Source organism: Anabaena sp. 90, assembly GCF_000312705.1.
In the GTDB taxonomy this organism is placed as follows: Bacteria; Cyanobacteriota; Cyanobacteriia; order Cyanobacteriales; family Nostocaceae; genus Dolichospermum; species Dolichospermum lemmermannii.
Map to the genome: position 1 here is coordinate 728,675 of NC_019439.1, position 25,666 is coordinate 754,340.

The 25,666-nt window shown below is 36.7% G+C and carries 28 protein-coding genes; 13 read left to right on the forward strand and 15 right to left on the reverse strand.

Annotated features, from left to right (window positions below):
* Positions 1-204: 204 nt before the first annotated feature.
* The 5 genes from ANA_RS22110 to patD form a co-directional block, all read right to left on the reverse strand.
* Entirely contained in the window at positions 205-870 is a 666-nt protein-coding gene (locus ANA_RS22110; RefSeq protein ID WP_015083638.1) for a nitroreductase family protein, read from the reverse strand.
* Positions 871-1,044: 174 nt separating this feature from the next.
* The gene (gene trxA, locus ANA_RS22115) at positions 1,045-1,380 is read right to left on the reverse strand and encodes a thioredoxin (RefSeq protein WP_015083639.1); all 336 of its coding nucleotides are present in this window, start codon (positions 1,378-1,380) and stop codon (positions 1,045-1,047) included.
* Positions 1,381-1,480: 100 nt separating this feature from the next.
* A complete protein-coding gene (locus ANA_RS22120; protein ID WP_015083640.1) occupies positions 1,481-2,728 on the reverse strand; it encodes a zinc ribbon domain-containing protein in 1,248 nt (415 codons plus the stop codon).
* Between the two features lie 47 nt (positions 2,729-2,775).
* On the reverse strand, positions 2,776-4,704 hold the full coding sequence (locus ANA_RS22125) for an ATP-dependent nuclease (protein ID WP_015083641.1): 1,929 nt from the start codon (positions 4,702-4,704) through the stop codon (positions 2,776-2,778).
* A gap of 247 nt (positions 4,705-4,951) precedes the next feature.
* Positions 4,952-5,302 (reverse strand): heterocyst frequency control protein PatD, encoded by a 351-nt coding sequence (gene patD, locus ANA_RS22130; protein WP_015083642.1) that lies wholly within the window; start codon positions 5,300-5,302, stop codon positions 4,952-4,954.
* A gap of 270 nt (positions 5,303-5,572) precedes the next feature.
* Between patD and ANA_RS22135 the strand changes: the two genes are divergently transcribed.
* Entirely contained in the window at positions 5,573-7,846 is a 2,274-nt protein-coding gene (locus ANA_RS22135; protein ID WP_015083643.1) for a RelA/SpoT family protein, read from the forward strand.
* Positions 7,847-7,960: 114 nt separating this feature from the next.
* Here ANA_RS22135 and ANA_RS22140 read toward each other — a convergent pair whose 3' ends face one another.
* Both ANA_RS22140 and ANA_RS22145 read right to left on the reverse strand, forming a co-directional pair.
* Positions 7,961-9,319 (reverse strand): cysteine desulfurase-like protein, encoded by a 1,359-nt coding sequence (locus ANA_RS22140; protein WP_015083644.1) that lies wholly within the window; start codon positions 9,317-9,319, stop codon positions 7,961-7,963.
* A gap of 95 nt (positions 9,320-9,414) precedes the next feature.
* Entirely contained in the window at positions 9,415-10,305 is an 891-nt protein-coding gene (locus tag ANA_RS22145; protein WP_015083645.1) for an ATP adenylyltransferase family protein, read from the reverse strand.
* A 256-nt stretch (positions 10,306-10,561) separates the two neighbouring features.
* Between ANA_RS22145 and ANA_RS22150 the strand changes: the two genes are divergently transcribed.
* Positions 10,562-11,173, forward strand: coding sequence for a Uma2 family endonuclease (locus tag ANA_RS22150; RefSeq protein WP_015083646.1), 612 nt, complete (start codon positions 10,562-10,564; stop codon positions 11,171-11,173).
* Positions 11,174-11,228: 55 nt separating this feature from the next.
* Here ANA_RS22150 and ANA_RS22155 read toward each other — a convergent pair whose 3' ends face one another.
* Positions 11,229-11,732, reverse strand: a complete 504-nt coding sequence (locus ANA_RS22155; protein WP_015083647.1) for a pentapeptide repeat-containing protein — start codon at positions 11,730-11,732, stop codon at positions 11,229-11,231.
* 14 nt (positions 11,733-11,746) lie between these two features.
* Between ANA_RS22155 and ANA_RS22160 the strand changes: the two genes are divergently transcribed.
* On the forward strand, positions 11,747-12,187 hold the full coding sequence (locus ANA_RS22160; RefSeq protein ID WP_015083648.1) for a YraN family protein: 441 nt from the start codon (positions 11,747-11,749) through the stop codon (positions 12,185-12,187).
* A 52-nt stretch (positions 12,188-12,239) separates the two neighbouring features.
* Here the strand turns inward: ANA_RS22160 and ANA_RS22165 are convergent, their stop codons facing one another.
* Positions 12,240-12,629: a hypothetical protein gene (locus tag ANA_RS22165; protein WP_015083649.1), complete on the reverse strand. Its 390-nt coding sequence runs from the start codon at positions 12,627-12,629 to the stop codon at positions 12,240-12,242.
* Positions 12,630-12,813: 184 nt separating this feature from the next.
* On the opposite strand from ANA_RS22165, the gene queA reads away from it, so the two are divergent.
* The gene (gene queA / locus ANA_RS22170) at positions 12,814-13,944 is read left to right on the forward strand and encodes a tRNA preQ1(34) S-adenosylmethionine ribosyltransferase-isomerase QueA (protein ID WP_015083650.1); all 1,131 of its coding nucleotides are present in this window, start codon (positions 12,814-12,816) and stop codon (positions 13,942-13,944) included.
* A 179-nt stretch (positions 13,945-14,123) separates the two neighbouring features.
* Here queA and ANA_RS22175 read toward each other — a convergent pair whose 3' ends face one another.
* Positions 14,124-14,819, reverse strand: coding sequence for a potassium channel family protein (locus tag ANA_RS22175; protein WP_015083651.1), 696 nt, complete (start codon positions 14,817-14,819; stop codon positions 14,124-14,126).
* A gap of 107 nt (positions 14,820-14,926) precedes the next feature.
* Here ANA_RS22175 and ANA_RS22180 point away from each other — a divergent pair, with 107 nt between their 5' ends.
* The 4 genes from ANA_RS22180 to ANA_RS22195 all read left to right on the forward strand — a co-directional run bounded on the left by ANA_RS22180 (position 14,927) and on the right by ANA_RS22195 (position 16,673).
* Entirely contained in the window at positions 14,927-15,376 is a 450-nt protein-coding gene (locus tag ANA_RS22180; RefSeq protein WP_015083652.1) for a hypothetical protein, read from the forward strand.
* 69 nt (positions 15,377-15,445) lie between these two features.
* Positions 15,446-16,138, forward strand: coding sequence for a Uma2 family endonuclease (locus ANA_RS22185; RefSeq protein ID WP_015083653.1), 693 nt, complete (start codon positions 15,446-15,448; stop codon positions 16,136-16,138).
* Between the two features lie 74 nt (positions 16,139-16,212).
* Positions 16,213-16,455 (forward strand): type II toxin-antitoxin system HicB family antitoxin, encoded by a 243-nt coding sequence (locus ANA_RS22190; protein WP_015083654.1) that lies wholly within the window; start codon positions 16,213-16,215, stop codon positions 16,453-16,455.
* The gene (locus ANA_RS22195; RefSeq protein ID WP_015083655.1) at positions 16,455-16,673 is read left to right on the forward strand and encodes a type II toxin-antitoxin system HicA family toxin; all 219 of its coding nucleotides are present in this window, start codon (positions 16,455-16,457) and stop codon (positions 16,671-16,673) included. The genes ANA_RS22190 and ANA_RS22195 overlap by 1 nt, the downstream gene beginning before the upstream one ends.
* A 214-nt stretch (positions 16,674-16,887) precedes the next feature.
* Here the strand turns inward: ANA_RS22195 and ANA_RS25450 are convergent, their stop codons facing one another.
* From ANA_RS25450 to ANA_RS22205, 3 genes are all read right to left on the reverse strand, one after another.
* Positions 16,888-17,103 (reverse strand): tetratricopeptide repeat protein, encoded by a 216-nt coding sequence (locus tag ANA_RS25450; RefSeq protein WP_051155257.1) that lies wholly within the window; start codon positions 17,101-17,103, stop codon positions 16,888-16,890.
* A gap of 11 nt (positions 17,104-17,114) precedes the next feature.
* Positions 17,115-17,663, reverse strand: a complete 549-nt coding sequence (locus ANA_RS22200) for a hypothetical protein (RefSeq protein WP_051155258.1) — start codon at positions 17,661-17,663, stop codon at positions 17,115-17,117.
* A gap of 273 nt (positions 17,664-17,936) precedes the next feature.
* Positions 17,937-19,271 (reverse strand): TrkH family potassium uptake protein, encoded by a 1,335-nt coding sequence (locus tag ANA_RS22205; protein WP_015083656.1) that lies wholly within the window; start codon positions 19,269-19,271, stop codon positions 17,937-17,939.
* 181 nt (positions 19,272-19,452) lie between these two features.
* Here ANA_RS22205 and ANA_RS22210 point away from each other — a divergent pair, with 181 nt between their 5' ends.
* The 3 genes from ANA_RS22210 to ANA_RS22220 all read left to right on the forward strand — a co-directional run bounded on the left by ANA_RS22210 (position 19,453) and on the right by ANA_RS22220 (position 21,868).
* Positions 19,453-20,295: a methyltransferase domain-containing protein gene (locus tag ANA_RS22210; RefSeq protein WP_041458679.1), complete on the forward strand. Its 843-nt coding sequence runs from the start codon at positions 19,453-19,455 to the stop codon at positions 20,293-20,295.
* 165 nt (positions 20,296-20,460) lie between these two features.
* Positions 20,461-21,402 carry a homogentisate phytyltransferase gene (locus ANA_RS22215; RefSeq protein ID WP_015083658.1) on the forward strand — a complete coding sequence of 314 codons (942 nt, stop codon included), beginning with the start codon at positions 20,461-20,463 and terminating at the stop codon, positions 21,400-21,402.
* 4 nt (positions 21,403-21,406) lie between these two features.
* Positions 21,407-21,868 carry a tetratricopeptide repeat protein gene (locus ANA_RS22220; RefSeq protein ID WP_015083659.1) on the forward strand — a complete coding sequence of 154 codons (462 nt, stop codon included), beginning with the start codon at positions 21,407-21,409 and terminating at the stop codon, positions 21,866-21,868.
* A gap of 401 nt (positions 21,869-22,269) precedes the next feature.
* Here the strand turns inward: ANA_RS22220 and ANA_RS22225 are convergent, their stop codons facing one another.
* Together ANA_RS22225 and ANA_RS22230 are read right to left on the reverse strand one after the other, a co-directional pair.
* A complete protein-coding gene (locus tag ANA_RS22225; protein WP_015083660.1) occupies positions 22,270-22,644 on the reverse strand; it encodes a hypothetical protein in 375 nt (124 codons plus the stop codon).
* A 119-nt stretch (positions 22,645-22,763) separates the two neighbouring features.
* Positions 22,764-23,627, reverse strand: coding sequence for a M48 family metalloprotease (locus ANA_RS22230; RefSeq protein ID WP_015083661.1), 864 nt, complete (start codon positions 23,625-23,627; stop codon positions 22,764-22,766).
* Positions 23,628-23,797: 170 nt separating this feature from the next.
* On the opposite strand from ANA_RS22230, the gene crcB reads away from it, so the two are divergent.
* Entirely contained in the window at positions 23,798-24,196 is a 399-nt protein-coding gene (crcB, locus tag ANA_RS22235) for a fluoride efflux transporter CrcB (RefSeq protein WP_015083662.1), read from the forward strand.
* Between the two features lie 29 nt (positions 24,197-24,225).
* The gene (locus ANA_RS22240; RefSeq protein WP_015083663.1) at positions 24,226-25,635 is read left to right on the forward strand and encodes an aromatic ring-hydroxylating dioxygenase subunit alpha; all 1,410 of its coding nucleotides are present in this window, start codon (positions 24,226-24,228) and stop codon (positions 25,633-25,635) included.
* Positions 25,636-25,666 lie beyond the last annotated feature (31 nt).

The window sequence follows — 25,666 nt, forward strand, 5'->3', positions numbered from 1 at the left end:
CTGGATAGAATAATATTTTAAGAATAATTGAACGCAGATAAACGCAGATAAACGCAGATAAAGAGGGATGAATTAATGAATTTTATGATTCTGTGCAACATTTTTTCTTTGCGTCTTTGCTCCTTAGCGCCTCTGCGCGAAACAAAAATATATTTCACTTACCTGATATCTGCATTCATACCCACCAAATCCCCAAATCCCTAATTAACCTTGATAGGGGTTATCGAGTCTATCCACAGAAACATTAACCGACAATGGTAAACGACCGGGATTTAACCGGGGTTCAGCCGCATAACCTACAGGTACTAAAACAGCAATAGCGATATCAGGATCATTCTCAGCCCCAATTATAGCTTTAACCTGTTCCTCAATCCAACCATTCATAAAGCAGGTGGATAAACCCAAGCTTTCAGCTGCTAATACTAAATTTGTAGCAGCTATCATGGCATCTTTAATGGCGTATTCCCGGCGCTTGTCTCCTAAACTAGCTTGAAATTGCGGAATCGCACCTCTAAAGTAATTAACTGTCCCCTCATTCCAAGCCCCAGTGGCTGCACCTTGTTCTAAAATGGGTGTGATATCTTTTTCTCCCGCAGCAGCGTCAGCAGCAAAAACAAAGGTAACAGGCGCTTGGATAATTTGCTTTTGATTCCAAGAAGCAGCACATAACGCTGCTTTTTGAGCTTCGTCTTCAACTAAAACGATTCTCCACGATTGGACGTTAAAACTACTGGGTGCAGCTACGGTTAATTCTACCAGTTGCTTGAGCAATTCTGGGGAGATGGGGTCTGGTTTGAAGGTTTTGATGGAACGACGTTGTACTATGGCGCTGGGTACGTCTAATGCTGGGATTTGGGTGTTTGCAGTCACGCTATTCTCCTCTGTTTTATCCTATCCGCTTAGGGTAACGCTTTTTTGTACGCAGTTCGTTGGTTATTGATTAATTTTTTTTCTCACGCAGAGGCGCGGAGGCACGGAGGAGGTAAATACGGAGTTTTAATCCTTTGTAGGGAGATTTATTACAGAAATTCCCAGTGTTTTTAACTATGATTTTGCAGCAATATACTTGTCTAAGGTAGCAGATAATGTAGTTTTAGGAACAGCACCAACAACTGTTTTGACTTGTCGTCCCCCTTTAAACACCATCAATGTAGGAATACTGCGAATTCCGTAATGACTAGCAACGGTAGGATTTTGATCAGTATTCAGTTTTACTACTTTTATCTGTCCTTCGTATTCCGCAGCCACTTCTTCAACTACAGGAGTTAGCATTTTACAAGGACCACACCAAGGGGCCCAAAAATCAACTAAAACAGGAGTTTGACTTTCTAACACTTCTTGCTTAAATGTGGCTTCGGTGACATTGGTAATTGATGACATAAATTGTCTGCCTAGATTTAAAGTCAATAATTCAATAATATCTAATCAATAGGCGTGAAAATATGTTGATAAGTTTAATTTTGCTAAGTTTCTTGAATTGTTAATTTTGTCCTGCGGTATCAGAATTTTGATCAGCACCACAATGATGACAATAAGGTAATTCTTTATAAGTCAAATTATGACAGTTATGGCATTCAATATATTGATAATAACCGCAGTGGGGACAGTGGCTATCTTGAGGACGAATTTTTTTAGCACACCGAATACATTGTGATTTTTGAATTCTGTTAACTGCTTGAATTTTAGGATTAAATACAACGGTTTGAAAGAATTTAATCATGCCAAAACCAACTAAAGGAATTAGCAAAATATAAGCGTAACTAATTAGGAAGATTAATCCACCAAACAGGGAACTAATAACATCAAATAAGAATTGAAATATTATACCAATTTGCAGAAATTCAAATATTTTCAGAATTAACGGAATTAAAAATATAACTAATAAATGCCAGCTAATTAATGCTATTAATCCATATCCTCTGCGTTGGCTGAAGTTATTAACTAATAAGGCAATGAGAATTAACGGGAGTAAAAAGATAGCCTGAAATACTAATTGAATGCTGGGATACCAAAATGATGCGTCTTTATAACCTTTTTCAACTTGATTAAATTTAGTTTCCTCTTTGAGAAAAGACAGAAAATTAATACTTTCAGGTTTTGTCAGCAGTTGATTTTGCAGGTTAGCAATTTCCTGTTTCAATGTGGAAATCTTCTCGCTATTTTGTGCTAATTCCTGTTTAGCTTTTTCTGCGCGAACCTGATTAATGGAATTACCTGAAGACTGACCAGCAATTTTTTCTAATAAGCTTGAATCATATTGTTGACGAATAGTATTATTTGCTTGTTCAAGACGACTAATTTTATCCTGGGTCTGATTTATTGTGGTGAGAATTTTCTGATTTTGAGGATTATTCAGTTTATCTTTAGATTCACCGTAGTTCAAACATATTTCGGAAACTTTACCCAAATGTCCAATTTCTACATTTTGATATGTTTGCCGAACTCTTTGCTCATTGTTACCATAAGGTAGTGAACTTCTCAAAAATTCATAATCTTTATTTTTGGTAGTTTGGGTTTTATAATTATTCCATTCAGAATAACATGGATAAGCTTGAGTTGGGCTAAGATGCCATTCACTAATATTATTTAAACCTGTAAAAACGTTAATTAAAATGAAAATATCAACTAAAATAATGACAATCAAACTCACTTTATTGAGTGGTTCATTATTGACTGTTCGAGAGTTATTAAAAAATTGATTTGAAAGACGGCGTATTCTGGTGAACATATAACTATCCTCTATCTAAAATATACACGAAATAGTAACTTAAAACCCTAAATTGAATTTAAAAAATTCCACTCATCAAACCAAAGTGATATATCTACTTGCTCAATTAATTCAATAAATTCAGTTTTTACATCAAAACTAATTCCATGAGGCTGTAAAGTAGCGGAAATAACAGTTTCCACATCATCTTTTGTCATCAATTTAAAAAGATATTTATTTGTAAAACAGTTATTAACGTGCTGACGTACCTTAGTATTTAGTTGTTGGTCATTAGCTTTCATATATTTATTGTCTAAGACAGTATTTAATTTAATTTGAAGATTTTTATACCAAAATGCTAAGTCCTCATATTTCTGATCATTATAGCGGGTTGCTAAAATAAGTTCATGATTTAAATAATTAGTTTGTAACTCATTTTCCAAAATATTAATATCAACATTTATACCTTTTTTTAATAACCATTTGTTTAACAATCGAGCTAATTTTGGTATATCAGTAAAGAGAGTTGATTCTAATGTGTAAGCAGACCAAATATGAGATTTCAAGTAAATTCTATTCTGAAACTCATTATTAAGTCCAGATTGATGAGTGTCAATCAAAAAATCTCTGTCTATTATTAATACAGATTTCTCCCAAAGTGTTTGATTGTTTTTAACTTCCGAAAAAACGGTTTTGTAATGTAAAATTCTCTCAGAAACTTCACTAACTCCTCCTAAAACCCAATAAACATATTTTTTATTATTACTAATATTCTGCTTGAGTAAGATATCAATTACTTGTGCATCATCTGCACCTTCAACAAAGATTAGAGTATCTGATTCAATGGCATTTAAAAAATCTAACCCACTCACCATTCCTAATGCACTAATAACCGGATTAACTTGAGAGGGATAAATACCAGAAAAGCGCGAATTTACTGCTATCAGATTATTGCTATCTATGGTTTTATATATGCCTGTAGGTTGACCATCAAGATGGAATAAATTAGATAAATTTGCACTACGAATTAACGCTTCGTTATGAGTTGTGATAAAAATTTGATTTTTTTCAGAGAATTGCACTAATATTTTTAATAAACGACTCTGAATTTCTCTATGAATATGACTATCAGGTTCGTCCAAAAGAATCAAATTTAAGTCTTTTTGAATGGAAGAAGGATGATAAAGATTTAGCAAAATTTCAATAATTTGTAAACTGCCACTACCTAGAAGTGCAATATCTTTTTCAATGTCTATTTCATTATGTTTAAAATTAAATACAACTGTTACATCTTTTTGAATTTGGCTAACTGTAGAAATATTCATGCTCCGATTTCGATTGTAAAGAATAAAAGATAGAGCCTCTAAAAAACTGCTAAACAAAGAAGGATCAGAAGAGTTATAAAGTTGATATAACCGATTACGAATAACCCTTGATGAATCACGATTGATGATAGATTCTTGAATTTGTGGGATTGTTACGAATCTTTCTATTTGGCGAATTGCACTAGAAGGTGAGGTATAGTAAAAACTAAAAGGAGAAGGTAAATTTTGGAAAAAATTATTGAATTTATTAAAATCATAACTGCCAAAATCAAGTAACTCAATTACATAATTACGTCCTGAACTACTAATTTTAAAACATATTGTGATTTCTTCATTATCATTGGCAAGTGTCGCGGATAATTCAATTTTATTGTTTTTATCTCTTTGATAAAAAATATCTTCAAAATTAGGACTCAAAACACTATTAATTTGATCAAAATATTTGTCTTGAGTAGTTCCTAAAATATAGTCATTTCTTCTATAATTACCAGTTGCTCTAAGGGCTTTTCTAATTAATTTAGTAAAACATTCATGCCATAAAGATAACGCTTGTAGTAGTGTAGTTTTTCCTGAATTATTAACTCCAGTAAAAATATTAAGAGTCGGATTAAACACTACTTCAATATCTTGAAATAACTTAAAATTCTTCACTTTAAACCGGGAAATGTGCATAATATTTTTTAAAAAATAAACAGATTGAATTAATTTTAGAGAGATGTATTGTAAAAAAATACAACTACTACACTGTAATTTATGCCCTGTTTACCAAGTCATCGGTTATAGATGAACAAACAACAGTTACATTCATTTTGGCACAATCATAGGCGAAACGTATAGATTGAAAAAACTCTTGTTCCTCTCTTCTTTTGCGCCTCTGTGTCAAATAAATTCATCAAATTTCAGTATATTTGTAGCTAAATTATTCCTTTTCTTCTATTGGCTGGGTAATAGCCTGACAATATCTAATTAAAGTATCAATGCGTTCTTCAATATTTTTCAACCTAGATTGTAATGTTGTTAATTGCTTTGCCCCTTGGAGAAACATCATATCTACTTCCAAGAGTCGTAACTGCTTATTTATTTCCGTTTTATAAGATTGTTCCCGCGAATTAGCATCAACCAACGGGACAATTTGCTGGATAAAAAATCCCTGCAACTGGGCTAAATTCTGCTTTAATTTCTGTAAATTAAGTTTACCTGCCGTTACATTAGCTCGAAACTCATCTAGAAATGTTGCCAATTCCTGATATTTATCACAATTAAAAGACATCTGTTGCTAGTTAAGATAGTATTAATGTCAAGAAAATTTTCTCATACAACCGAAATTTCTTTTGTTTATTATCAAAATTACAAGCCTTAAAATCAGATTTAAGGCTTGGTTTGCCGTCAATAGGTATTTTTTATGATCTTTGCAGGCAAGCTGCTATGGATGATGACTACAAGCAATTAGGGCATCATCTCTAAGCCAGCATCTATTTTATAGGCGTGCTGTCAATTTTGCTTTTCTCTTAACCTATCCACCAATTACCTTTTTAATTTTATGAGTAGTGTAGCTGTCAAACCCCCTGTTGATGTTGTTCTCCCAGATTGGCTTAACAAATGTTTAATTGCACCACCAGCACCGATACTTACAGAGGAAGAAGACCGAACGTATAACGGTAATGCCTTAATTTGTCGGGCTTTTCAGTTTGCATATGAACTGCATGGGGGTCAAATTCGGAAGTCGGGAGAACCGTATATTGCCCATCCTGTTGCTGTAGCTGAAATACTCCGTGAATTAGGTGGTAGTCCGGCTATGATAGCAGCCGGATTACTCCATGATGTAGTTGAAGATACAGAAGTTACAAGTGAAGATATAGAAGCCCGGTTTGGAGCAGAAGTGCGGCTATTGGTAGAAGGTGTTACCAAACTGTCGAAAATAAATTTTACTAGCAAAACCGAAAGTCAAGCGGAAAATTTCCGGCGAATGTTTTTGGCTATGGCGCAAGATATTCGCGTAATTGTGGTAAAACTGGCAGACCGTTTGCATAATATGCGAACCCTTCAATATATGTCCGAAGCTAGTCGTCAACGCAGCGCCCAGGAAACACGAGATATTTTCGCACCTTTGGCGAATCGCTTAGGGATTTGGCAAATTAAATGGGAATTAGAGGATTTAGCATTTAAATATTTAGAACCAGAAGCTTATCGAGAAACTCAGCAATGTGTCGCGGAAAAACGCACGGCACGGGAAGAAAAATTACTCAAAGCTACGGATACTTTGCGCCGTCGGTTACTCAAAGCTGGTGTTAATTGTCTGGAAATTAGTGGTCGTCCTAAACACCTTTATAGCATTTATCAAAAAATGCAGCGGCAGCAAAAGGAATTTCATGAAATTTACGATTTGGCAGCACTGCGAATTATTGTTCAAACCAATGAAGAATGTTATCGGGCTTTGGCAGTGGTTCATGATTCTTTTCGTCCCATTCCTGGTAGATTTAAAGATTACATTGGCTTGCCTAAACCAAACCATTATCAGTCTTTGCATACCGGAGTAATTGGCTTGACTGGCCGCCCGTTGGAAGTGCAAATTCGGACTTTGGAAATGCACCATATCGCGGAATATGGTATTGCTGCCCATTGGAAGTATAAGGAAACTGGGGGTTCTGAAAATACTCCTGTGACCAGCACTGATGAAAAGTTTACTTGGTTACGGCAGTTGCTAGATTGGCAAAGTGATTTAAAGGATGCTCAGGAATACTTAGATAGTGTTAAAGACAATCTATTTGAAGATGACGTTTATGTCTTCACCCCAAAGGGGGATGTTGTTCCTTTAAGTCCCGGTTCTACAAGTATAGATTTTGCCTATCGGATTCATACGGAAGTCGGAAATCACTGTGCGGGGGCGCGAGTCAATGGGCGAATTGTTCCTTTATCCACGCGTCTGCATAATGGCGATATTGTGGATATTATTACCCAAAAGAATTGTCATCCCAGCTTAGATTGGTTAAATTTTGTTAGCACTTCGGCTGCGAAGTATAGAATTAAACAATGGTACAAGCGATCGCGCCGGGAAGAAAATGTTGCTAGGGGACGGGATTTATTAGAGAAGGAATTGGGGAAAACTGGTTTTGAGAATTTGCTCAAATCAGACGCTATGCAAACTGTGGCGGAAAAATGTAATTATCACAGTGTGGAAGATTTACTCGCCGGTTTGGGTTATGGGGAAATTACCTCAAACTTAGCACTGAACCGCTGGCGGGAAATTGTCAAAGCTAGACAACCTGTAAGTGATGTTGTTCCATTTATTCCCAAAGAACCAACGCCAAAAACTTCACGGGATATGTTAACCACTAGTTCCCGTGCTAGTGATTCCCCAATTATTGGTATGGAGGGTTTGGTTCATCATATCGCTGGCTGTTGTACTCCCATTCCTGGGGAAGCGATTGTGGGTGTAGTGACGCGACTAAGAGGAATTTCTATTCATCGCCAAGGCTGTCATAATGTAGATCCTGTTGAGTATGAGCGTTTAGTCCCAGTCCGCTGGAATTTAGCTATGGAAAACCGCAGTCGTACTCATACTTATCCTATTAATATACAAATTGAGGCTATGGATAGGGTAGGAGTATTAAAAGATGTTTTGTCACGTTTGAGTGACCAGGGGATTAATGTCCGTCATGCTCAAGTGAAAACTTCTTTGGGACAACCCGCTTTGATGAATTTGGGTATTGATGTCCGCGATTGTTCTCAGTTGGAACATTTATTTGTGCAACTTAAGAAAATGAGTGATATTCTCAATATTCGTCGGGTTTGTGAGGTTGAGGACTGCGGTTAGTGGGGTTTACAGCTATTTTCAATTTTGTTTCGCGCAATCTCTCTTAGAGATCCCGAAGGGTAGGCGCTAAGGAGCAAAGGCGCAAAGGAAGAAGATAGCTGTAATTTAAAGGTTTTAGACGATTTCATTTAAGGTTTGCAGCAGTTGATCAATTTCTGCGGCTGTGTTGTAGTGGGCTAGTCCGATTCTTAATAGGCCGCCTGATGTTTCTACGTCTAATTTTTCGGTGAGGTTAACTGCATAGAAGTTGCCGTACCAAGCAAATATTCCCTGTTCTCCTAATATTTTGGCGATTGTTTCTGGTGTTTTTCCTTCTATGCGAATAGAGACGGTTGGTGTCCGCCATGTAAATTGGCTGGGTTCGGTAATACCATAAAGGCTTAAACCGGGGATTTTTAATAATCCGGAAATTAGCTTTTTGCTTAATTCTCTTTCATATTGTTGGATGGCTGACATTGCTACTAATAATGCGGCTCGTCGGCTATGATAAGCTGATACTAATTCATGATTCTCTTGTTCTGGTGCAGTCAAAAATCGAGGACAATGGAAGGTAGTTAAACCTTCTCTGTCGGCTTCTATTAAGGATGAAAGTAATTCGTTATCTAAGATTGGGGAAACATGACAACCTAATTTTGTTAAATAATTAATTGCTGCTACTAATCCGGCTAAACCTTCATGATTTAATGTTCCTGTTTCCCATCTGGAAGGGACTTCTTCTGATGCGGGTTTAACTTTATAAGGGGAAAATTTGGTTAAATGTTCTCTTTTTCCGTAGAGGATTCCTAAATGGGGGGCAAAGAATTTATAGGCGGAACAGGCGAGAAAATCACAGTCTAAATGATGAACATTTATCGGTGCATGGGGGGCATAATGAACGGCATCAACATATACTAAAGCCCCGAATTTATGGGCGAGTTTGACTATTTTAGCAATATCATTAATTGTGCCAACGGCGTTGGAAGCGTAAGTTACTGCTACTAGTTTGGTGCGGGAATTTATCTTTTTTTCTAAATCGTTTAAATCTAAAGTACAGTCGGCGATATTAATATCAACAGTCCGAATAATTACGCCTTTTTCTTCTAAGGCATACCAGGGAGAAATGTTGGCTGCATGGTCTAAGTCTGTAACAATTATTTCATCACCAGGTTGTAGTTCTCTACCGATAGCGCGACTCACGGAGAAGGTGAGGGTGGTCATATTTGCGCCAAATACTACTTCATCATTATCGCATCCTAGGAAGTCGGCGATCGCTGCCCTGGCAGAAATAATCAAGGCATCGGTTCGCATACTGGTAGTAAAAGCACCGTGAGCATTGGCATTTGATCTAACTAAATAATCACTAATTGCGTCTAATACTCCACCGGGTACTTGTGTGCCACCGGGTCCATCAAAGAAAATTGCTGGTTTTCCGTTGATTGTTTGTGTGAGTGCGGGAAACTGGGAACGAATCCATTTTATGTCTAAAGATTCCATGATTTTTCCTCTTTTTTATGATTTTTGTTTCGCGCAGAGACGCTAAGGAGCAAAGACGCAAAGGAAATACAATAACTCATATTGTAGTCTAAGATTCAATTTTGTTGTCTAGGAAAAGCAACATTATTTAAAAGGTTAATAGGGTTGATATTTTTTAGTAATTGCATTTGTTGTTGATTTTTAACTAATAATGCCCCCGCAAATCCTAGTGAGTTGACAGAAATTTTCTCAAATTCTTCTTGTTTGCGGGGGATAATTAACATCCATTCTCGCGTAAATAAAAGATTATATGCTCCTGATTGCATATTATTTTCTAGAGGTTTAATTCCCACAGTTCGCAATAAAGTATGATATTTTTCTAAGGTTACTTCTGCACTTTCTCCCATTTTAAGAGTAGTGAAAGCGTGTAAAAAGGGAAATTCTGGAATAGTTCCCAGATCATTTTCTAATTTTGCTGTTTTCAAAAGTGGTGAAATGGGAATATCTGTTTCTGTAAAAGGAACAATTTGCAAATGTTTATGTGGTTGACTCGCACCGGCAAGTTTACCACCATTATAAAATACTAACCCATTAAATTCTGCTAAACAAGCCCATACTGCTGTTAAGTCTTCTAGGGTAAGTAGGCTTTCCTGTGGTTCAAAAGCGCGGGTGATTATTAATAAGTGATAATCAACAACATTGAATTTATTTAAAATACAAACATGAGTATTAGAGATATCTGTGACAAATAAATCTTCTTCGTAGGGTAAAAAAGGATTAAATTCTTTACCAGTTTTAGTCGCTTCTTGATCTTTTTTAGCCTTATCAGCGTTTTTGCGGTTGATATTTTCTAAAATTCTGATAACAAACTTGATTCCATCTTTTTCAAAAATTTCCAACTCTGTAGGAATAGATTTTAAAGCTCCAGATTTTAAAGCTAGTTCGGTGGTTTTTTTAAGACTTGTCCATAATGTACCGGGTTTCAGTCGAATTTCTTGCTGGTGCATATTTTATAGGAGATAAATAACAATTTTATATCATAAATTGGTTACATAAAATCAATAATTTTGGCTCTAACGTTCCCTTTATGTAAACATTTATTGTAGGTTGGGTTGACGTATGTTACCCAACAACTCTTACTATCTTAACGCCAATGTTGGGTTTCACTTTATTCAGAGCATTAGAACCAAAATTTCTGGTAATATTGGATTTCTATATAGTATAATTAAAATCAGCAAATTATCACCATTCAAGAGGTGAATCATGGTTCAAACCTTAACCAAATCAGTCAGCTTTGAGGAGTTTATCCAATCCTATCCAGAAACAGGATCACGTTATGAATTACACAATGGAGAAATTGTAGAAATGAACCCACCAGTAGGAGATCATGAATTCGTAATTGGTTTTTTAGCCCGTAAGATATCAGGAGAATTAGATAGACTTAATCTTTCTTACCTCATACCTAAAACAACATTAATCAAAACACCAAAATCTGAATCTGCCTATTCACCTGATATTTTATTACTCAATCCTGCTAACTTACCTAATGAACCTTTGTGGAAAAAAGAATCAACCATTACTCAAGCTGCTTCAGTTCCTTTAGTAATAGAAATTGTTAGCAGTAATTGGCAAACAGATTATACTCATAAAACCAACGATTATGAATCAATGGGTATTTCTGAATATTGGATAGTTGATTATGGTGCTTTCGGTGGTAAAAGATTTATTGGTAATCCTAAACAACCGACTATTTCTATTTATTCTTTAGTTGATGATGAATACATAGTTAATCAATTTAGAGGTAATGATTTAATTATATCGCCATTATTTCCAGAACTCAAATTAACACTTTCACAAATTTTACAAAATATATAAATACTGTAAGCGTCAGATACCCGACTTGTTTAAGAAGCCGGGTATCTGATCTGATCTAAGAACAATATAAAGTATCTCTTGTATCCCTTTTTGTCACGGGATTAGTACCTTTTGCCAACTTACATAGTTTCTTTTGTTCATCTTGACGCAGTAGTACATCGGTAAAATCTGCACCATCTATTATAGCACCATCAAATCTGGCGTTAGCGGCAAATGCTCCTTCTAATATGGCGTTGGTTAAATCGGCTTTAATCAATCGCGCTGAATCTAATGTAGTATTAGTTAGGTCTGCTCCCTGTAAATTTGCTGATTCTAGATTGGCGGCGAAAAAACTAACACCTCTTAAATTAGAGTGACTAAAATTACTGTAGCGAAGATTTGCTTTAGTAAAACTAGAATCTGTTAAATCACGTCCAGAAAAATCAGCACTGATCAGAATTTCTTTGTTATATTCCAGTGCTACAGCAGTAGGGACAAAACTTGCTAAAGCTGTGGTGGAAATGATTGCCCAAAGTAATAAACTGAGTATGCTTATCCAATTGCGATGTTTAGTATTCATGGTATTGTTAATTAATGGCTAATCCTTCTCCATTTAATTATGCAGATATTGGTAACATAGGTGAAGACCTGGTAGCCAAATGGTTACAATCTACAGGTTGGGAAGTTTTGCAGCGTCGCTTTTGGTGTCCTTGGGGAGAAATTGATATTATCGCTCAATATCAAGACTCAATTGTAGCGTTTGTTGAAGTGAAAACCCGCAGTTCTGGTAATTGGGATGAGGGGGGAAAAAATGCCATTACTCCCCAAAAACAAGCAAAAATTTGGCGGACGGCGGAAATATTTTTAGCTGAATATCCACAAAAAGCTGATTATGCTTGTCGCTTTGATGTAGCACTGGTTCACTATCAACCAGAAACTAGAAAAATTATTGGGGACAAATTTTTAGAGCGTTTATCTATATCTGGATATGAGTTTAAACTGCAACAATACATTGAGGCAGCTTTTGATAAATAATAAATGCTATGGCGAAATTATTTTTACTTTGCGATACTTAATTTAGAACTGTTTAAGCGAGTGTTTCTGGACAATATCCTAAACCTCGAACAAACTGTTGTCTAAATGCTTCAATTTCTTCCCTTTCCGGGCTACCATGAGAAACAACTGCTACTTGGTAACGACGCATTACGTCTACGGGTGTTTGTCCGGCTTCTAAACTCCAAAACGCCATTTGGACTCTCATTGGTGGTTGATAGCTAATTCCCAATTCACTCAAGAAAGCTCGAAAATCGCCGTCTTGTTGATCTGAGACTGTTTCTTTGAATTTAATTCTGACTACCCAACCATCAATTTGATGAATCACGCTCACAAAGGATAGGGGAAGTTGTGGTCTACCATGTAGGTATTGAACGATTCTCAGGGTGAGGGTGGCATTGCCTAGATAGTATAAGTATTCCATCATCATGTTATGGGATTAAATTTAGTTCTACCTATCTATCTTCGTTAATGGGGTGGAGTTCCCGGTAGGGTAAAAGCACCCGTTCTTTTATGGGGAGATTTACCCAATCTGGGCAGAAGGCAGAAGGCAGGGGGCAGGGAGAAATAATTTTCCCAATTACCAATTACTCAATTACTCAATTAATATGAAGCAAAAAATACTACAAGCAGAATCACAAGATATCAATTTAGATTGTTCGTTGTCTGGTTATGAATACGAACTTCCACCGGGACGAATTGCCCAAAACCCTGCTGTTCCTAGAGATAGTTCTAAGTTATTGGTGGTAAATTCTCCTGAAACCGCTAAGACTATACCACCACTACATCACATTTTCCGTAATTTGCCGGAACTGTTAAAGCCGGGAGATTTGCTAGTGATGAATAATACTAAAGTTATTCCCGCTCGGTTGTATGGCTATACGTCTACGAGTGGGAGTGTGGAGGTGTTACTGGTAGAGGAACGGCGACATAATTGCTGGTTGGCTTTGGTGAAGCCAGGAAAGCGGTTTAAGATAGGCAATGAAATTATTTTTACATCGGGGGAACAGGGAAATAAACAAACATTAAAGGCAACAGTGGTTGAGTCAGATTCGGAAACTGGGGGGCGATTATTACAGTTTGAGTTACCGGAGCAAGTTCCTTTATTGCAGGTGTTGGGGACATTTGGACAAATTCCTCTACCACCTTATATCACGGCTTCTACGGCTGCTGATGAACAGTATCAAACAGTGTATGCGGCTGAAGAAGGAGCGATCGCCGCCCCAACAGCAGGATTACATTTTACACCGGAATTACTAGAAAAATTGCGTAGTTGTGGCATTAATCAGGCTTTTATTACTCTTCATGTGGGTATCGGTACTTTTCGCCCAGTAGAAGTAAAAGATGTTACTACCCATGCTATGCACGAAGAATGGATTGAAGTTCCTGCTGATACCGTTGAGCAAATTCGGGCTACTCAGGCTGCTGGGGGGCGAATTATTGCGGTGGGAACAACAGCGGTAAGGGCTTTGGAGGGTGCAGCACAATTGGGAGATTTACAGCCATTTGTGGGGAAGACAAATTTATTTATTTATCCTGGGTATAAATGGCAGGTTGTGGAGGGTTTAATCACCAATTTCCATTTACCCCGTTCTAGTTTATTGATGCTGGTTAGTGCTTTGATTGGTAGAGAAAGATTGTTGGATCTTTATCAAGAAGCAATTACTTCTGAATACCGCTTTTATTCTTTTGGTGATGCCATGCTGATATTACCAGAAGGGAAAAGCATTAAATTATGAATTTTTGATGAAGTAATGGATCATCTAATTGAGATTAGATTCAGGATGACTTTTTACTTTTCGTTACATATTACTCTTCGAGAAGCCGCTCCGCGTCTACGGTTTTTTTCCGTTCACCTACTTAATTGAAAAAATTATTATTCCCTATTCCCTATTCCCTGTTCCCTGTTCCCTGTTCTCTATATTGGTAAACGATTTATATCTTTATTGCAACCAATTACTACCATTGCAGAACCTTTTTCTAAACGTTTAGTTGGTTCGGGATTAATGATAAATTTACTATCATGACTCACAGCTAACATATTTAAACCATAGCGGTTACGAAGTTGAAGTTCAGCAATGGTTTTTCCATGAAATTCATCAGGAACAATTAATTCAACAATACTATTATCTGGGTCAAGATCAAATCTTTCTAAAATTCCCGGTTTAGTAAGTGTGCGTGCTAAAGCACAACCGGCTTCATATTCAGGAAATACTACATGATCTGCTCCCACTCGTTGTAATAATTTACGGTGAACTTCACTAGAGGCTTTTGCCACCACGTGAGGTACACCACCTTCTTTGACATTTAAAGTAGTAATAATACTTTCCTGAACGTAATTACCAATTGCGACAATAACGGTATCAAATTCAAAAATTCCGGCTTCTTTTAGTGCTGCTGGTTCGGTTGAATCTAGTTGCAAAGCATGACCAACAATTTGTTCGTTCAAAGCTTCAGAAACTTGCTTTTCGTTCACATCTGTAGCCAATACTTGATAACCTAAATTATGCAATGTTGAACAAACGGAACGACCAAAACGACCTAACCCAATTACAGCAAATTGGTGGTTATCTTTACGTAAACTGCGAAGAAATTTTAATGATGAAAGATTCATAATTGGTAATTGGTGATTGGTAATTGGTACACTAAATACGGAATGAATAATCCCTGTCCATAATGTAGTTGATTTTGATACTACTAAGTAAACCACCTAAATTAGCTATGCAAATAACTAACAGCGAAATCAAAGCTATGCGGGAATTAATGCCTGATTATACCCCCGGACTGGAAGCAATGGATCATTTAGAAAAGCACAATGGCGACATGGAAACGGCTTTTCAAGATTTATGGCAAGAAAAAAATGGTCAAGCTATGATGGGGGGAGATAAATCACTTTTACAAATCACCCTCAAAGCCTTGCGAAATGAACTTTGTGGTGATGATGGGTTTCGTGGTCAACTCAGAGAATATACCAGAAATCCGGGCAGTTCTCCTTTACTCACTGGTGTTATAGTTTCCTTAGTGGGTTTAGCTTCATCTAGTGGTTTACCTCTTGATCCTGCCATTGCGACCGTTATAGTTTTATATATCCTCAAAATAGGGGTCCATGTCTTTTGCGATTACACAGAACCGCCGGCTGCTAGTGGTGGAACTTTACCCCCAGCCAAATAGTTTATGATGTAGGGGCGGGTTTTCCCGTCCTCTGCTGATTGTGTCAATTAATTCTTGGAGGTATAGCAAATGGTAATGCAGCGGTCACAAACTAACCCAACTCCTCAAATTCTACCATTAGAAAATGGCGATCGCTTATCACGCCATGAATTTGAACGTCGTTATACTGAAAGTCTCGATATTAAAAAAGCTGAATTAATCGAAGGAGTAGTTTACGTGGCTTCACCTTTACGCTTTCAACGTCATGCAGAACCCCATGCTAAATTGATGATTTGGTTAGGAAATTATCAAATTTATACCCCCGGAATTAAATTAGGAATAGAACCCACCATTAGATTAGATCAGGATAATGAACCTCAACCCGATGGAGTTTTATTAATTGATGAAAGTTTAGGTGGAAAATCTCGAATTACCGATGATGATTATATTGAAGGCGCACCGGAATTAGTCGCGGAAATTGCTGCCAGCAGTGCAGCTTATGATTTATATGATAAGAAAAAAGCCTATAAGCGGAACGGCATTCAGGAATATCTTGTTTGGCAGAGTTTAGAAAATAAATTAGATTGGTTTGGGTTACATGACAGTGAATATATATTACTGCAACCTGATACAGAGGGAATTATTAAAAGTCAAGTTATGCCCGGATTATGGTTATCTGTAACGGCATTATTAGCAGGTGATATGGTTAAGGTTTTAGAAGTATTGCAAACAGGATTAAACTCACCAGAACACAGGGAATTTTTACGGCGTTTATCAGGTTGATGATATAATTTAAGTAGGATTTTGATTTTCAGATTACAATTTAATCAGAGAAATAGGCTTATTAGACAAAACAAATGATAACAGACTACATTCAATCAGCCTTAAAACGCGCTAAATATGAACTTTTAGAAGATGGTACTTTTTACGCTGAAGTCCCTGAATTACAAGGTTTATATGCCAATGCACCTACACTGGAAAATTGTCGGGAAGAATTAAAACAATCTTTAGAAGAATGGATTGTTTTAGGATTGCAGTTAGGACATAATATACCTGAGTTAGATGGTATTTACCTTGCTTTGAAAAAGGATGTAGCTTGATGCCAAGCTTTGCACCTATTAGTCGCCGGGATTTAATTTATTACCTGAAACAAATTGGCTTTGATGGTCCATATTCAGGGACAAGACATCAATTTATGGTTAGAGATGATGTGAGGTTAATAATTCCTAATCCTCATGAAGGAGATATTAGCAAAAGCTTATTAGCAAAGATATTAAAACAAGCTCAAATTAACAGAGATGAATGGGAAGTGCTTTAAAAATTTATTATTTTTCTATTTAACGCAAAACCTTTAACCCGTCTGGGAATGAATTCCCAGTCTCATAGCAAAAGTCATCTAAAGATGACTAAATAACCTGAAAATTGTTTAGTAAACTTTAGTTTACTTTGGCTATTAGCCCTGAAATTCATTTCAGGGCGGTTGTGAAAGCAAACAAAACAACCGTATTTATTTTATCACTCTGGTAATCTCTCTAAAAATCGCCAAATTCGATTTTGATAGCTAAAGCTAGTTGATAAAAGTCCCGTGCTTGGGCATATTCCCGCATTTCTTGGGCTACTATTCCCAAATTGTGGTATGTTCTAGCTTGAGAAAAGCGATCGCCAAATTCGATAAAGATAGATAAAGCTAGTTGATAAAAGTCCCGTGCTTGGGCATATTCCCGCATTTCTTCGGCTACTATTCCCAAATTTGTAAAGTTTAAGTAATGAGATTTTCTAAAGTTTTAAATCTAAATACACCAGAACGCCAAGCCCAAAAATCAGGAGCAAATTTAGCTAATCGGTTAATAGCGTAATCTGGTAAAATGAACAAAATAGGATAAGGGACAGTTTTTTTATAAGCATCCCTGACAAAATTCAAATCTTGTAAAAATGGCGGATATTCACCAAACACACCAATAGATTTTTCTAAACCTTGAATAATTAATACTAACTTTTTATTTGCTTCTTTTTCAATTTTTGGCAATTTTTTGACAATTTCATCACGTAAAAAGCGCAAATTAGGATCAGCAAATTTGAGAATTACAAATTGAATTTCCTCACATTGGGAATTTGTTTTTAATGCCTCAATTAATAACTCTCCATCAGGAGGAAAATTAATCTCAATAAATCCCAAAGTGAACTTTTCAGAGAAATCAATAAACGTCAATAATTCCGCCAAAATATCTTGATTCAGAGCGACAAATTGCCCTAATTCGGCGTTAAAATAATGTTGTAATCTCTGCCTGTGCTTTTTGGAAGAATTCATTTTGCTTCACCACTGGGTTAGGATATCATTAATATCTGTTTCTTCATTTACTTCTAAATAAATGACATGATAGTTTTATTCCCATTGACTTTGAATCTTTTTCAACTCTGTACTTTTGCCAAATGACAAAGAACCCAGATGTGTAGGGGTAAAGCCAGAGCTAAACCCCTACGTTTAGAATCAAACAATCAAGCCGTTTTGAGTATAATAACTGGGGAATGTGGTATCTAATTTCCGTTCTTCCTGAGTTCGATATCAATTGGTAATTGGTGATTATCCAACAAGGAGATTTTCTTCGGGATAGTGGATTCTGCTAGGACGAGGATCACCTAATATAGATGACATTAATAATAAAACACCAACTCGACCAATATACATTGTGAGAATTAAAATTAATTTTGCTGCAATAGAAACAGTCCCTGTAATTCCTGTAGAAAGTCCGACTGTACCAAATGCCGATACCACTTCAAAAAGAATTTGAATAAAAGCCAATTTGGGGTCGGTAATACTAATTAAAACCGTAGCTACAATCACTGTTGCTAGTGAACCAAACACCACCCCTACGGCTTTTAAAATTAAAGAAATGGCAATTTTGCGATTATATAATAATACCTCTTCTTTGCCTTGAAGAATTGCATTTGTACAACTGGTAAGCACTCGTAAAGTAGTGGTTTTGATTCCTCCTCCTGTACCTCCAGGACTTGCACCAATAAACATCAAAGCAATCATAATGAATAATCCAGCATTAGTCATTTTCCCAATATCAATACTATTAAAACCAGCGGTTCTGGTACTAACTGACTGAAACCAAGCGGCTAATATTTTATCAGATAAACTTAATTGTCCAAAGACACTATCGTTTCTGATTTCTACAAAGAGAATTGCAATTGTTCCTAACACTAATAATATTAAAGTTGTGCTAGTAGCAACTTTGAAATCTAGAGAGAATACTAAACAACTTGTTTTTTTGACTATGCGGTCACGTAACCACAAATACATATCCAAAATGACCTGATAACCAATACCTCCAAAGATAATTAAACAGCCAATTGTGATAATCACTAAAGGAGAAGATTGATAACCAATTAAATTGTCTTTAAATAAACTAAATCCAGCATTATTCCAAGCACTTACACTATGAAAAATCGCTAACCAAGTTCCTTCTTGCCAACCTTTTTCGGGAACAAAGACTATCATTAATAAAAATACTCCCGTGAGTTCAAATAATAAGGTAGTCGCAATAATAGAACGGATAATTTGACTGCTACCACTCATGCCTGGACGGTCTAAAGCTTGTTGAATTGCTACTTTTTGTCGCAGGTCAAATTTTCTGCCAATTAATAACATTAAAAATGTGGTAGTTGTCATATAACCTAAACCACCAATTTGGGCTAATAAGGCAATAAACAACTGACCTAAAAACGAAAAATCAGTACCAGTATCTACCACTGCTAAACCTGTGACACAAACCGCCGAAGTTGAAGTAAATAGGGCAACAATGGGGTCGTTCCAATTACCATTACCAGTAGAGAAAGGCATTGTCAAGAGAATTGCTCCCAAGAGAATGACAGCGACAAAGCCCAAACAAATTGTCCGCGCAACAGTCATAAGTAATTAAAAATGAAAAATAAATAAACTTTGTGCAATTAGGCTATTTTGACATCTTACCAAGGTAGAATTAATGAGTTATTCCCAGGCAGAAAAATATCCCTATCTAATTAAAAACATAGATGGTAGCCTAAGAATAAGTTTTTTTTCAATTTCCTGTCATTTTTTAATTATTAAATTCATGAGTCAAATACTTTACAAACAAATTCAGGAATTTTACGATGCTTCTTCCAGTCTGTGGGAACAGATTTGGGGAGAACATATGCACCACGGTTATTATGGTGTAGATGGTAAACAGGTAAAGGAACGCCGTCAGGCACAAATTGATTTAATTGAAGAGTTGCTAAAATGGGCAGATGTTAAAGGTGCTGAAAATATCCTTGATGTCGGCTGTGGAATTGGTGGTAGTTCTTTATACTTGGCTGATAAGTTTGGGGCCAATGCCACGGGAATTACATTGAGTCCTGTACAAGCCGCTAGAGCCACCGAAAGGTCTTTGGCAATGAGTTTGAGTCAAAAGACTAGATTCATGGTTGCCAATGCCCAAGAAATGCCCTTTGATGATAATTCTTTCGATTTGGTGTGGTCACTGGAAAGCGGTGAACATATGCCAGATAAAACTAAGTTTTTACAAGAGTGTTATCGCGTGTTAAAGCCGGGTGGGACTTTGATTATGGTGACATGGTGTCATCGGAATACGGATAAGTCACCACTAACAACGGATGAGCAAAAGCACTTAGAGGATATTTATCGAGTCTATTGTTTACCTTATGTGATTTCTTTAGCGGAGTATGAAGCGATCGCTTGGCAATTACCATTAAATAATATTCGCACGGCTGATTGGTCAACCGCAGTTGCACCTTTTTGGAATGTTGTCATTGATTCAGCGTTTACACCCCAAGCATTTATCGGTTTATTAATGGCTGGTTGGACTACAATTCAGGGGGCATTATCTTTAGGTTTAATGCGTCGAGGTTATGAAACTGGATTAGTTAGATTTGGATTATTACGCGGGACAAAATAAGTCCAATTCTGTTTAAAGATGTACTCAATTTAAGGATAAACGAACCACAGAGGCACAGAGGACACAGAGAAGAAAAAGATAAGGTTAGGAAATTCGGCGCAGTTTCATAAAGAAATGGTATAAGTTCAATTCCTTTAGGTGCTTACGAACAAAAAAGAGCAAAAAATGAATCAATTTTATAAACAAAGTTCTGCTATTTTTCCAGGAAGTTGGTTTTATTCTTTTTGGAAGTTTTCCCGTCCCCATACAATTATGGGAACAACTTTGAGTGTTTTGGGTTTATATTTAATTACCCTGGGTGTCACTTCGACAAAGTTTTCTGGTTTGCATATTAGTCAAATTTTAGCAACATGGATTGCTTGTATCTGTGGCAATATTTATATTGTTGGTTTGAATCAATTGGAAGATATTGACATTGATAAAATCAATAAACCAGATTTACCTTTAGCGTCGGGAGAATTTACCAGAGGACAAGGACAATTAATTGTTATTATTACTGGTATTGTGGCTTTGGCTTTAGCATGGCTAACGGGACCATTTTTAATGGGTATGGTAACGATAAGTTTAGCAATTGGTACGGCTTATTCTTTACCACCAATTCGGTTAAAACAGTTTCCATTTTGGGCTGCTTTGTGTATTTTTTCGGTGCGGGGAACGATTGTTAATTTAGGTTTATTTTTGCATTTTAGTTGGGTATTGCAAAGAAGCCAAGGGATTCCGGGTGCAGTTTGGGCTTTAACGGTGTTTATCTTGGTATTTACATTTGCGATCGCTATTTTCAAAGATATTCCTGATATGGAAGGAGATAGATTTTATAATATCACAACTTTCACCCTCCAACTCGGACAACAAAAAGTATTTAATCTCGCACTTTGGGTATTAACAATCTGTTATGGAGGTATGATTTTAGTAGCGTTATTCCATCTTGCGGAAGTTAACACTATCTTCATCTTAATCACTCATACAGTAGCTTTAATTGTGATGTGGTGGCAAGGTGCTGGAGTTGATTTACAAGACAAACAAGCCATTACTAATTTCTATCAATTTATCTGGAAATTGTTTTTCATTGAATATCTAATTTTTCCCGTTTCCTGTTTATTAGCTTAAACTCATGTTAGCAACATTTCCTACTTCCAATATTATCGCCATTTCCGTAGTCATTTTTGGTCTTGCCATTCTTGGTTATTTAAGTATCAAAACATTGATTACTTCTAATTTATTTCAAAAAGGCATCAATTTTTATCAAGCTAAAGATTTTGAAAATGCTGAAATAGCTTTGAGAAAAGTCATTGCTATCAACTCTACCAATGATATGGTACGTTTGCTGTTAGGAGATATTTTAAATCAGAAGGGACAAATTGCCGAAGCAAAAGCGTTATTTTGTGGAGTAATTGATAGTAGTCCCAAAAATCCTGATGCTTATTTACGTTTAGCGAATATTCTCATGCAGGAACAACAGGAAGTAGAAGCGAAAAGTAATTTAGTTCAAGCAAAGGAATTATTGCAAAAACAGCGTCAACCAGAAAGGGCTAAAAAGGTTAGTGTTTTGTTAGATAAAATGTCTAAACTGTGATTTTTAGGATTTTGATGATTTTTGGGATTATTGATGTTAAATTAATAGTCCATTTGCTTCTTTTATCACTTGAGAGATTTCAGGTTTATCAGAAGCAGATAATTATAATCACATTTTGACTATCCTTATCCATCCGATTTTTGATGAGGGATACATTTATGCTCATTGGTGTCAACTTAACGCAAAATCTTCATCCCGCAAGAAACTCAAGTTCCTTGCTAATAGCGAAAGTCATCTAAAAGATGACTAAATACTAGGAAAATTCATTAGTCCGTTTTAACGGACTTGAGCTATGAGACAGGGAATTTATTCCCTGACGGGTGTGGAAGCCAAACAAATAAGCCATCTGTAACCTAAGTTGACACCAATGAGTTATGCTATATCCCTACTTATTGTTATTCCTAATCACGAGGGGCATTGAAAGCTTCCCAAGCAGCCTTAGCAGCATTTTGGAATCTGTCGCCCAAATCTGTGACATCCTTATGCAGTAAGTTCCAATTATGCTCCAATTCTTCTTGAATTTTAGCCCAAGAATATTCTAAGCGGTCTCTTTCGATCAGTTTGTCTTTTTCAATAGCTTCTCGTACCTGACGCACAGCATTTAAATAGGTTTCACGGGTAATAGTTCCAGCCGATTCAGCTTCAGCTTGGGCGCGGTTTTTAATCGCCTCTAATAATGCTGTAGTTTCCTGTTTAACTTCATCTATTTCCCCATTTTCGCTGGTATGAAGACTAATTTCTACGATTTCTATAGATTCAATATTGTTAGTAGTCATAGTTGCCAGATCCTGTTGGTAAAGTTTACTTGTGGATGAATATTGCACCTGTAATCATCATAATTTGGTCATCAGTCAATTGGGGATTTATAAATATACTTATGACCAAAGATAGATTATTAACGACTAATCAGTTGCCTTTCTAATTGTAGTAAAGCTTCTACTCTTGCTTCAGTTGCTGGGTGACTAGAGAAAAGATTTCCCAAAAACTGCCCAGAAATGGGATGAATAATTAATAATGGTTCAAAAGCTGGATTAGCATTCAAAGGCATTTGTCTCGCTGTAGATTCTAACCGTTGCAAAGCCCTAGCTAAGGCGCGAGGATTACCTGTTAATTTTGCCGCACCAGCGTCAGCGGAGAATTCTCTAGTGCGGGAAATAGCCAACTGAATAATTGTTGCAGCCATAGGGGCAAAAATAACTGTAGCTAATACACCTAAAGGATTGCCACCTCTTTCATTATCCCGTGAACCGCCACCAAACCACAGACTATAACTGAGCATTTGTGCTAGGAAAGAAACAGCCCCAGCCACAGTAGCCGCCACCGCTTGAGTTAAGGTATCACGATTAATAATGTGGGTAAGTTCGTGGGCAATTACGCCTTCTAATTCATCCTCTGGGAGGATGTCTAAAATCCCGGCAGTGACAGCCACAGCCGCGTGTTCAGGATCTCGTCCTGTAGCAAAGGCGTTGGCAGTGGGACTAGGAACAATGTACACTCCCGGCATGGGAATATTGGCACGGCTAGATAATTTTTGGACAATACGATACAGTGCTGGTGCTTCCGCTGCGGTGACAGGTTGGGCGTTATATACGGCTAAAGCAATCTTATCTGATTGATACCAGGAGAATAAATTAGTCGCTGCTGCTAACCCAATTCCTATAATCAAGCCCCCCGTACCACCAATTACCCAGTAACTAATTGCTATCAATAAGCCACTTAGAGTCCCTAGTAAAATAGCCGTTTTCAGTTGATTTCCCATCTTGATAACTCTCCTACTTGTGCTGTATTAATTTTTGTAACTTTGTCTGGACAACAGCATCCTTTTAGCCACCTCTTGATTGTATCGAGTTCAATTTTGAGGTACAGTGATGAAAACCTGTCACCAAAGTACGGTTTTCCGTTTGAGACTGATTGAATAAAAGATTAATAATGTTACAACAGCCAGAAATTCGTGTTCCCGTTGCTATTAGTTTAGGGGCAATAGCTGGGGCTTTAAGTCGCTATTATTTAACTTTGTGGTTGACAAACCGCTTTGGTTTTGGTTTTCCCTATGGAACTTTTTTTATTAATATTAGCGGTTGTTTAGCAATGGGTTTTTTCGCAACTTTAGCCATGGAAAAAACAGCGATGATTTCCCCAGAAGTTAAGTTAATTGTTGCTACGGGATTTTTAGGGGCATATACTACTTTTTCTACTTTTGGGTTAGATACAGTTGGCTTGTTACAACGTGGTAATTGGTTAGCTGCTGCTAGTTATTTTTCAGGTAGTACAATTTTAGGAATTATCAGTGTTCAATTGGGGATGATTATTGCTAGAATGTTAAATTAAAAGTTATGGGAAATTAATCAATACAGAAAATGGTGCAAACACAATCTTTTATCAACGAAAATTCTTTCACAGAAATATTACCTGGAGGGAGTAACCCCGATTCTTTCCAATTAGCAGAAGCATGGTATCCAGTTCACTATCTTCAAGATTTAGATAAATCAAAACCCACTCCTTTCACTCTTTTGGGTAAAGATATTGTGATTTGGTGGGATCAAAAAAACTCATCTTGGCAAGTATTTATAGATCAATGTCCTCACCGTCTTGCACCTCTTTCCGAAGGCAGAATTAATGAAGATGGACTATTAGAATGTCCTTATCATGGTTGGTCTTTTGCTGGAGATGGAAGTTGTCAAAAAATTCCCCAACAGGTTGCTGGTGGAAAAGCGGAAACTTCTCCCAGGGCTTGTGTACCATCTTTACCAACAACAGAAAGACAGGGATTATTATTTGTCTATGCTGGTAATCCAGAAAATGCCATAAATACCAAAGTTCCTGTAGTTGAACCCATAGAATCAGCGCCAGAAGGATGGGTAATTATGAACACTTTCCGAGATGTTCCTTATGATGCTTTAACATTATTAGAAAATATCCTTGATCCTAGTCATATTGCCTTTACGCATCATCTTACAGTGGGAAATCGTGCCAATGCTGCACCTTTAGAATTAGAAATAGTTGAATCAGGAAAATATGGTTTTGAAGGTATTTGGAAACAAGGGTTAAAACCGGGACAATCGGGAAAACTTTCCACAACTTTTATTGCTCCTGGTTTGATGTGGCATGATATTAATGCTGAAAAAGGCAGAATTTTAACTGTTGTTTATGCTGTCCCCATTCGCAAAGGTGAATGTCGCATCATTGCCCGGTTTCCTTTTAAGTTCAAGTCTCAAATTCCAGGATTTTTTATTAAAATTCGTCCTCGTTGGTATGTCCATATTGGACAAAATGGCGTTTTAGAAGATGATCAAATTTTTCTCCATTATCAAGAACGTTATTTAGCGGATAAAGGTGGTAGTGCTAATTTTAATAAGGCTTTTTATCTAGCGACAAAAGCAGATACTTTTGTGGCTGAGTTACGTAAATGGGTAAATCAATATCATGGGGAAACATTTCCAGGGGAATCTTTACCACCACTTTTATTAAATAAAGAAGCACTACTAGAAAGATATCATTCCCATACAGAAAAATGTGCTAGTTGTCGTCAGGCTTTAAGGAGAATTCAACAGTTAAAGTTTTTGTGTGGTGTTCTTACTATTCTGGCTTTAGCTAGTAGTCCTTTATTGGCTTTTTTGGTAGAAACAAAATCAATTGTATTGGTGATGGTGGAAACATTTGTTCCTCTGTTTTTCGGTGCAGGATGGTGGAAATTAAGTCAGTTGGAAAGGGAGTTTTATGAAGGGAGAATAATCCCCCCGCGCAACTTACCGGAGAAAAAAAGATAAATTGGCGGTTTCAAACTGCTGTAAGAATATT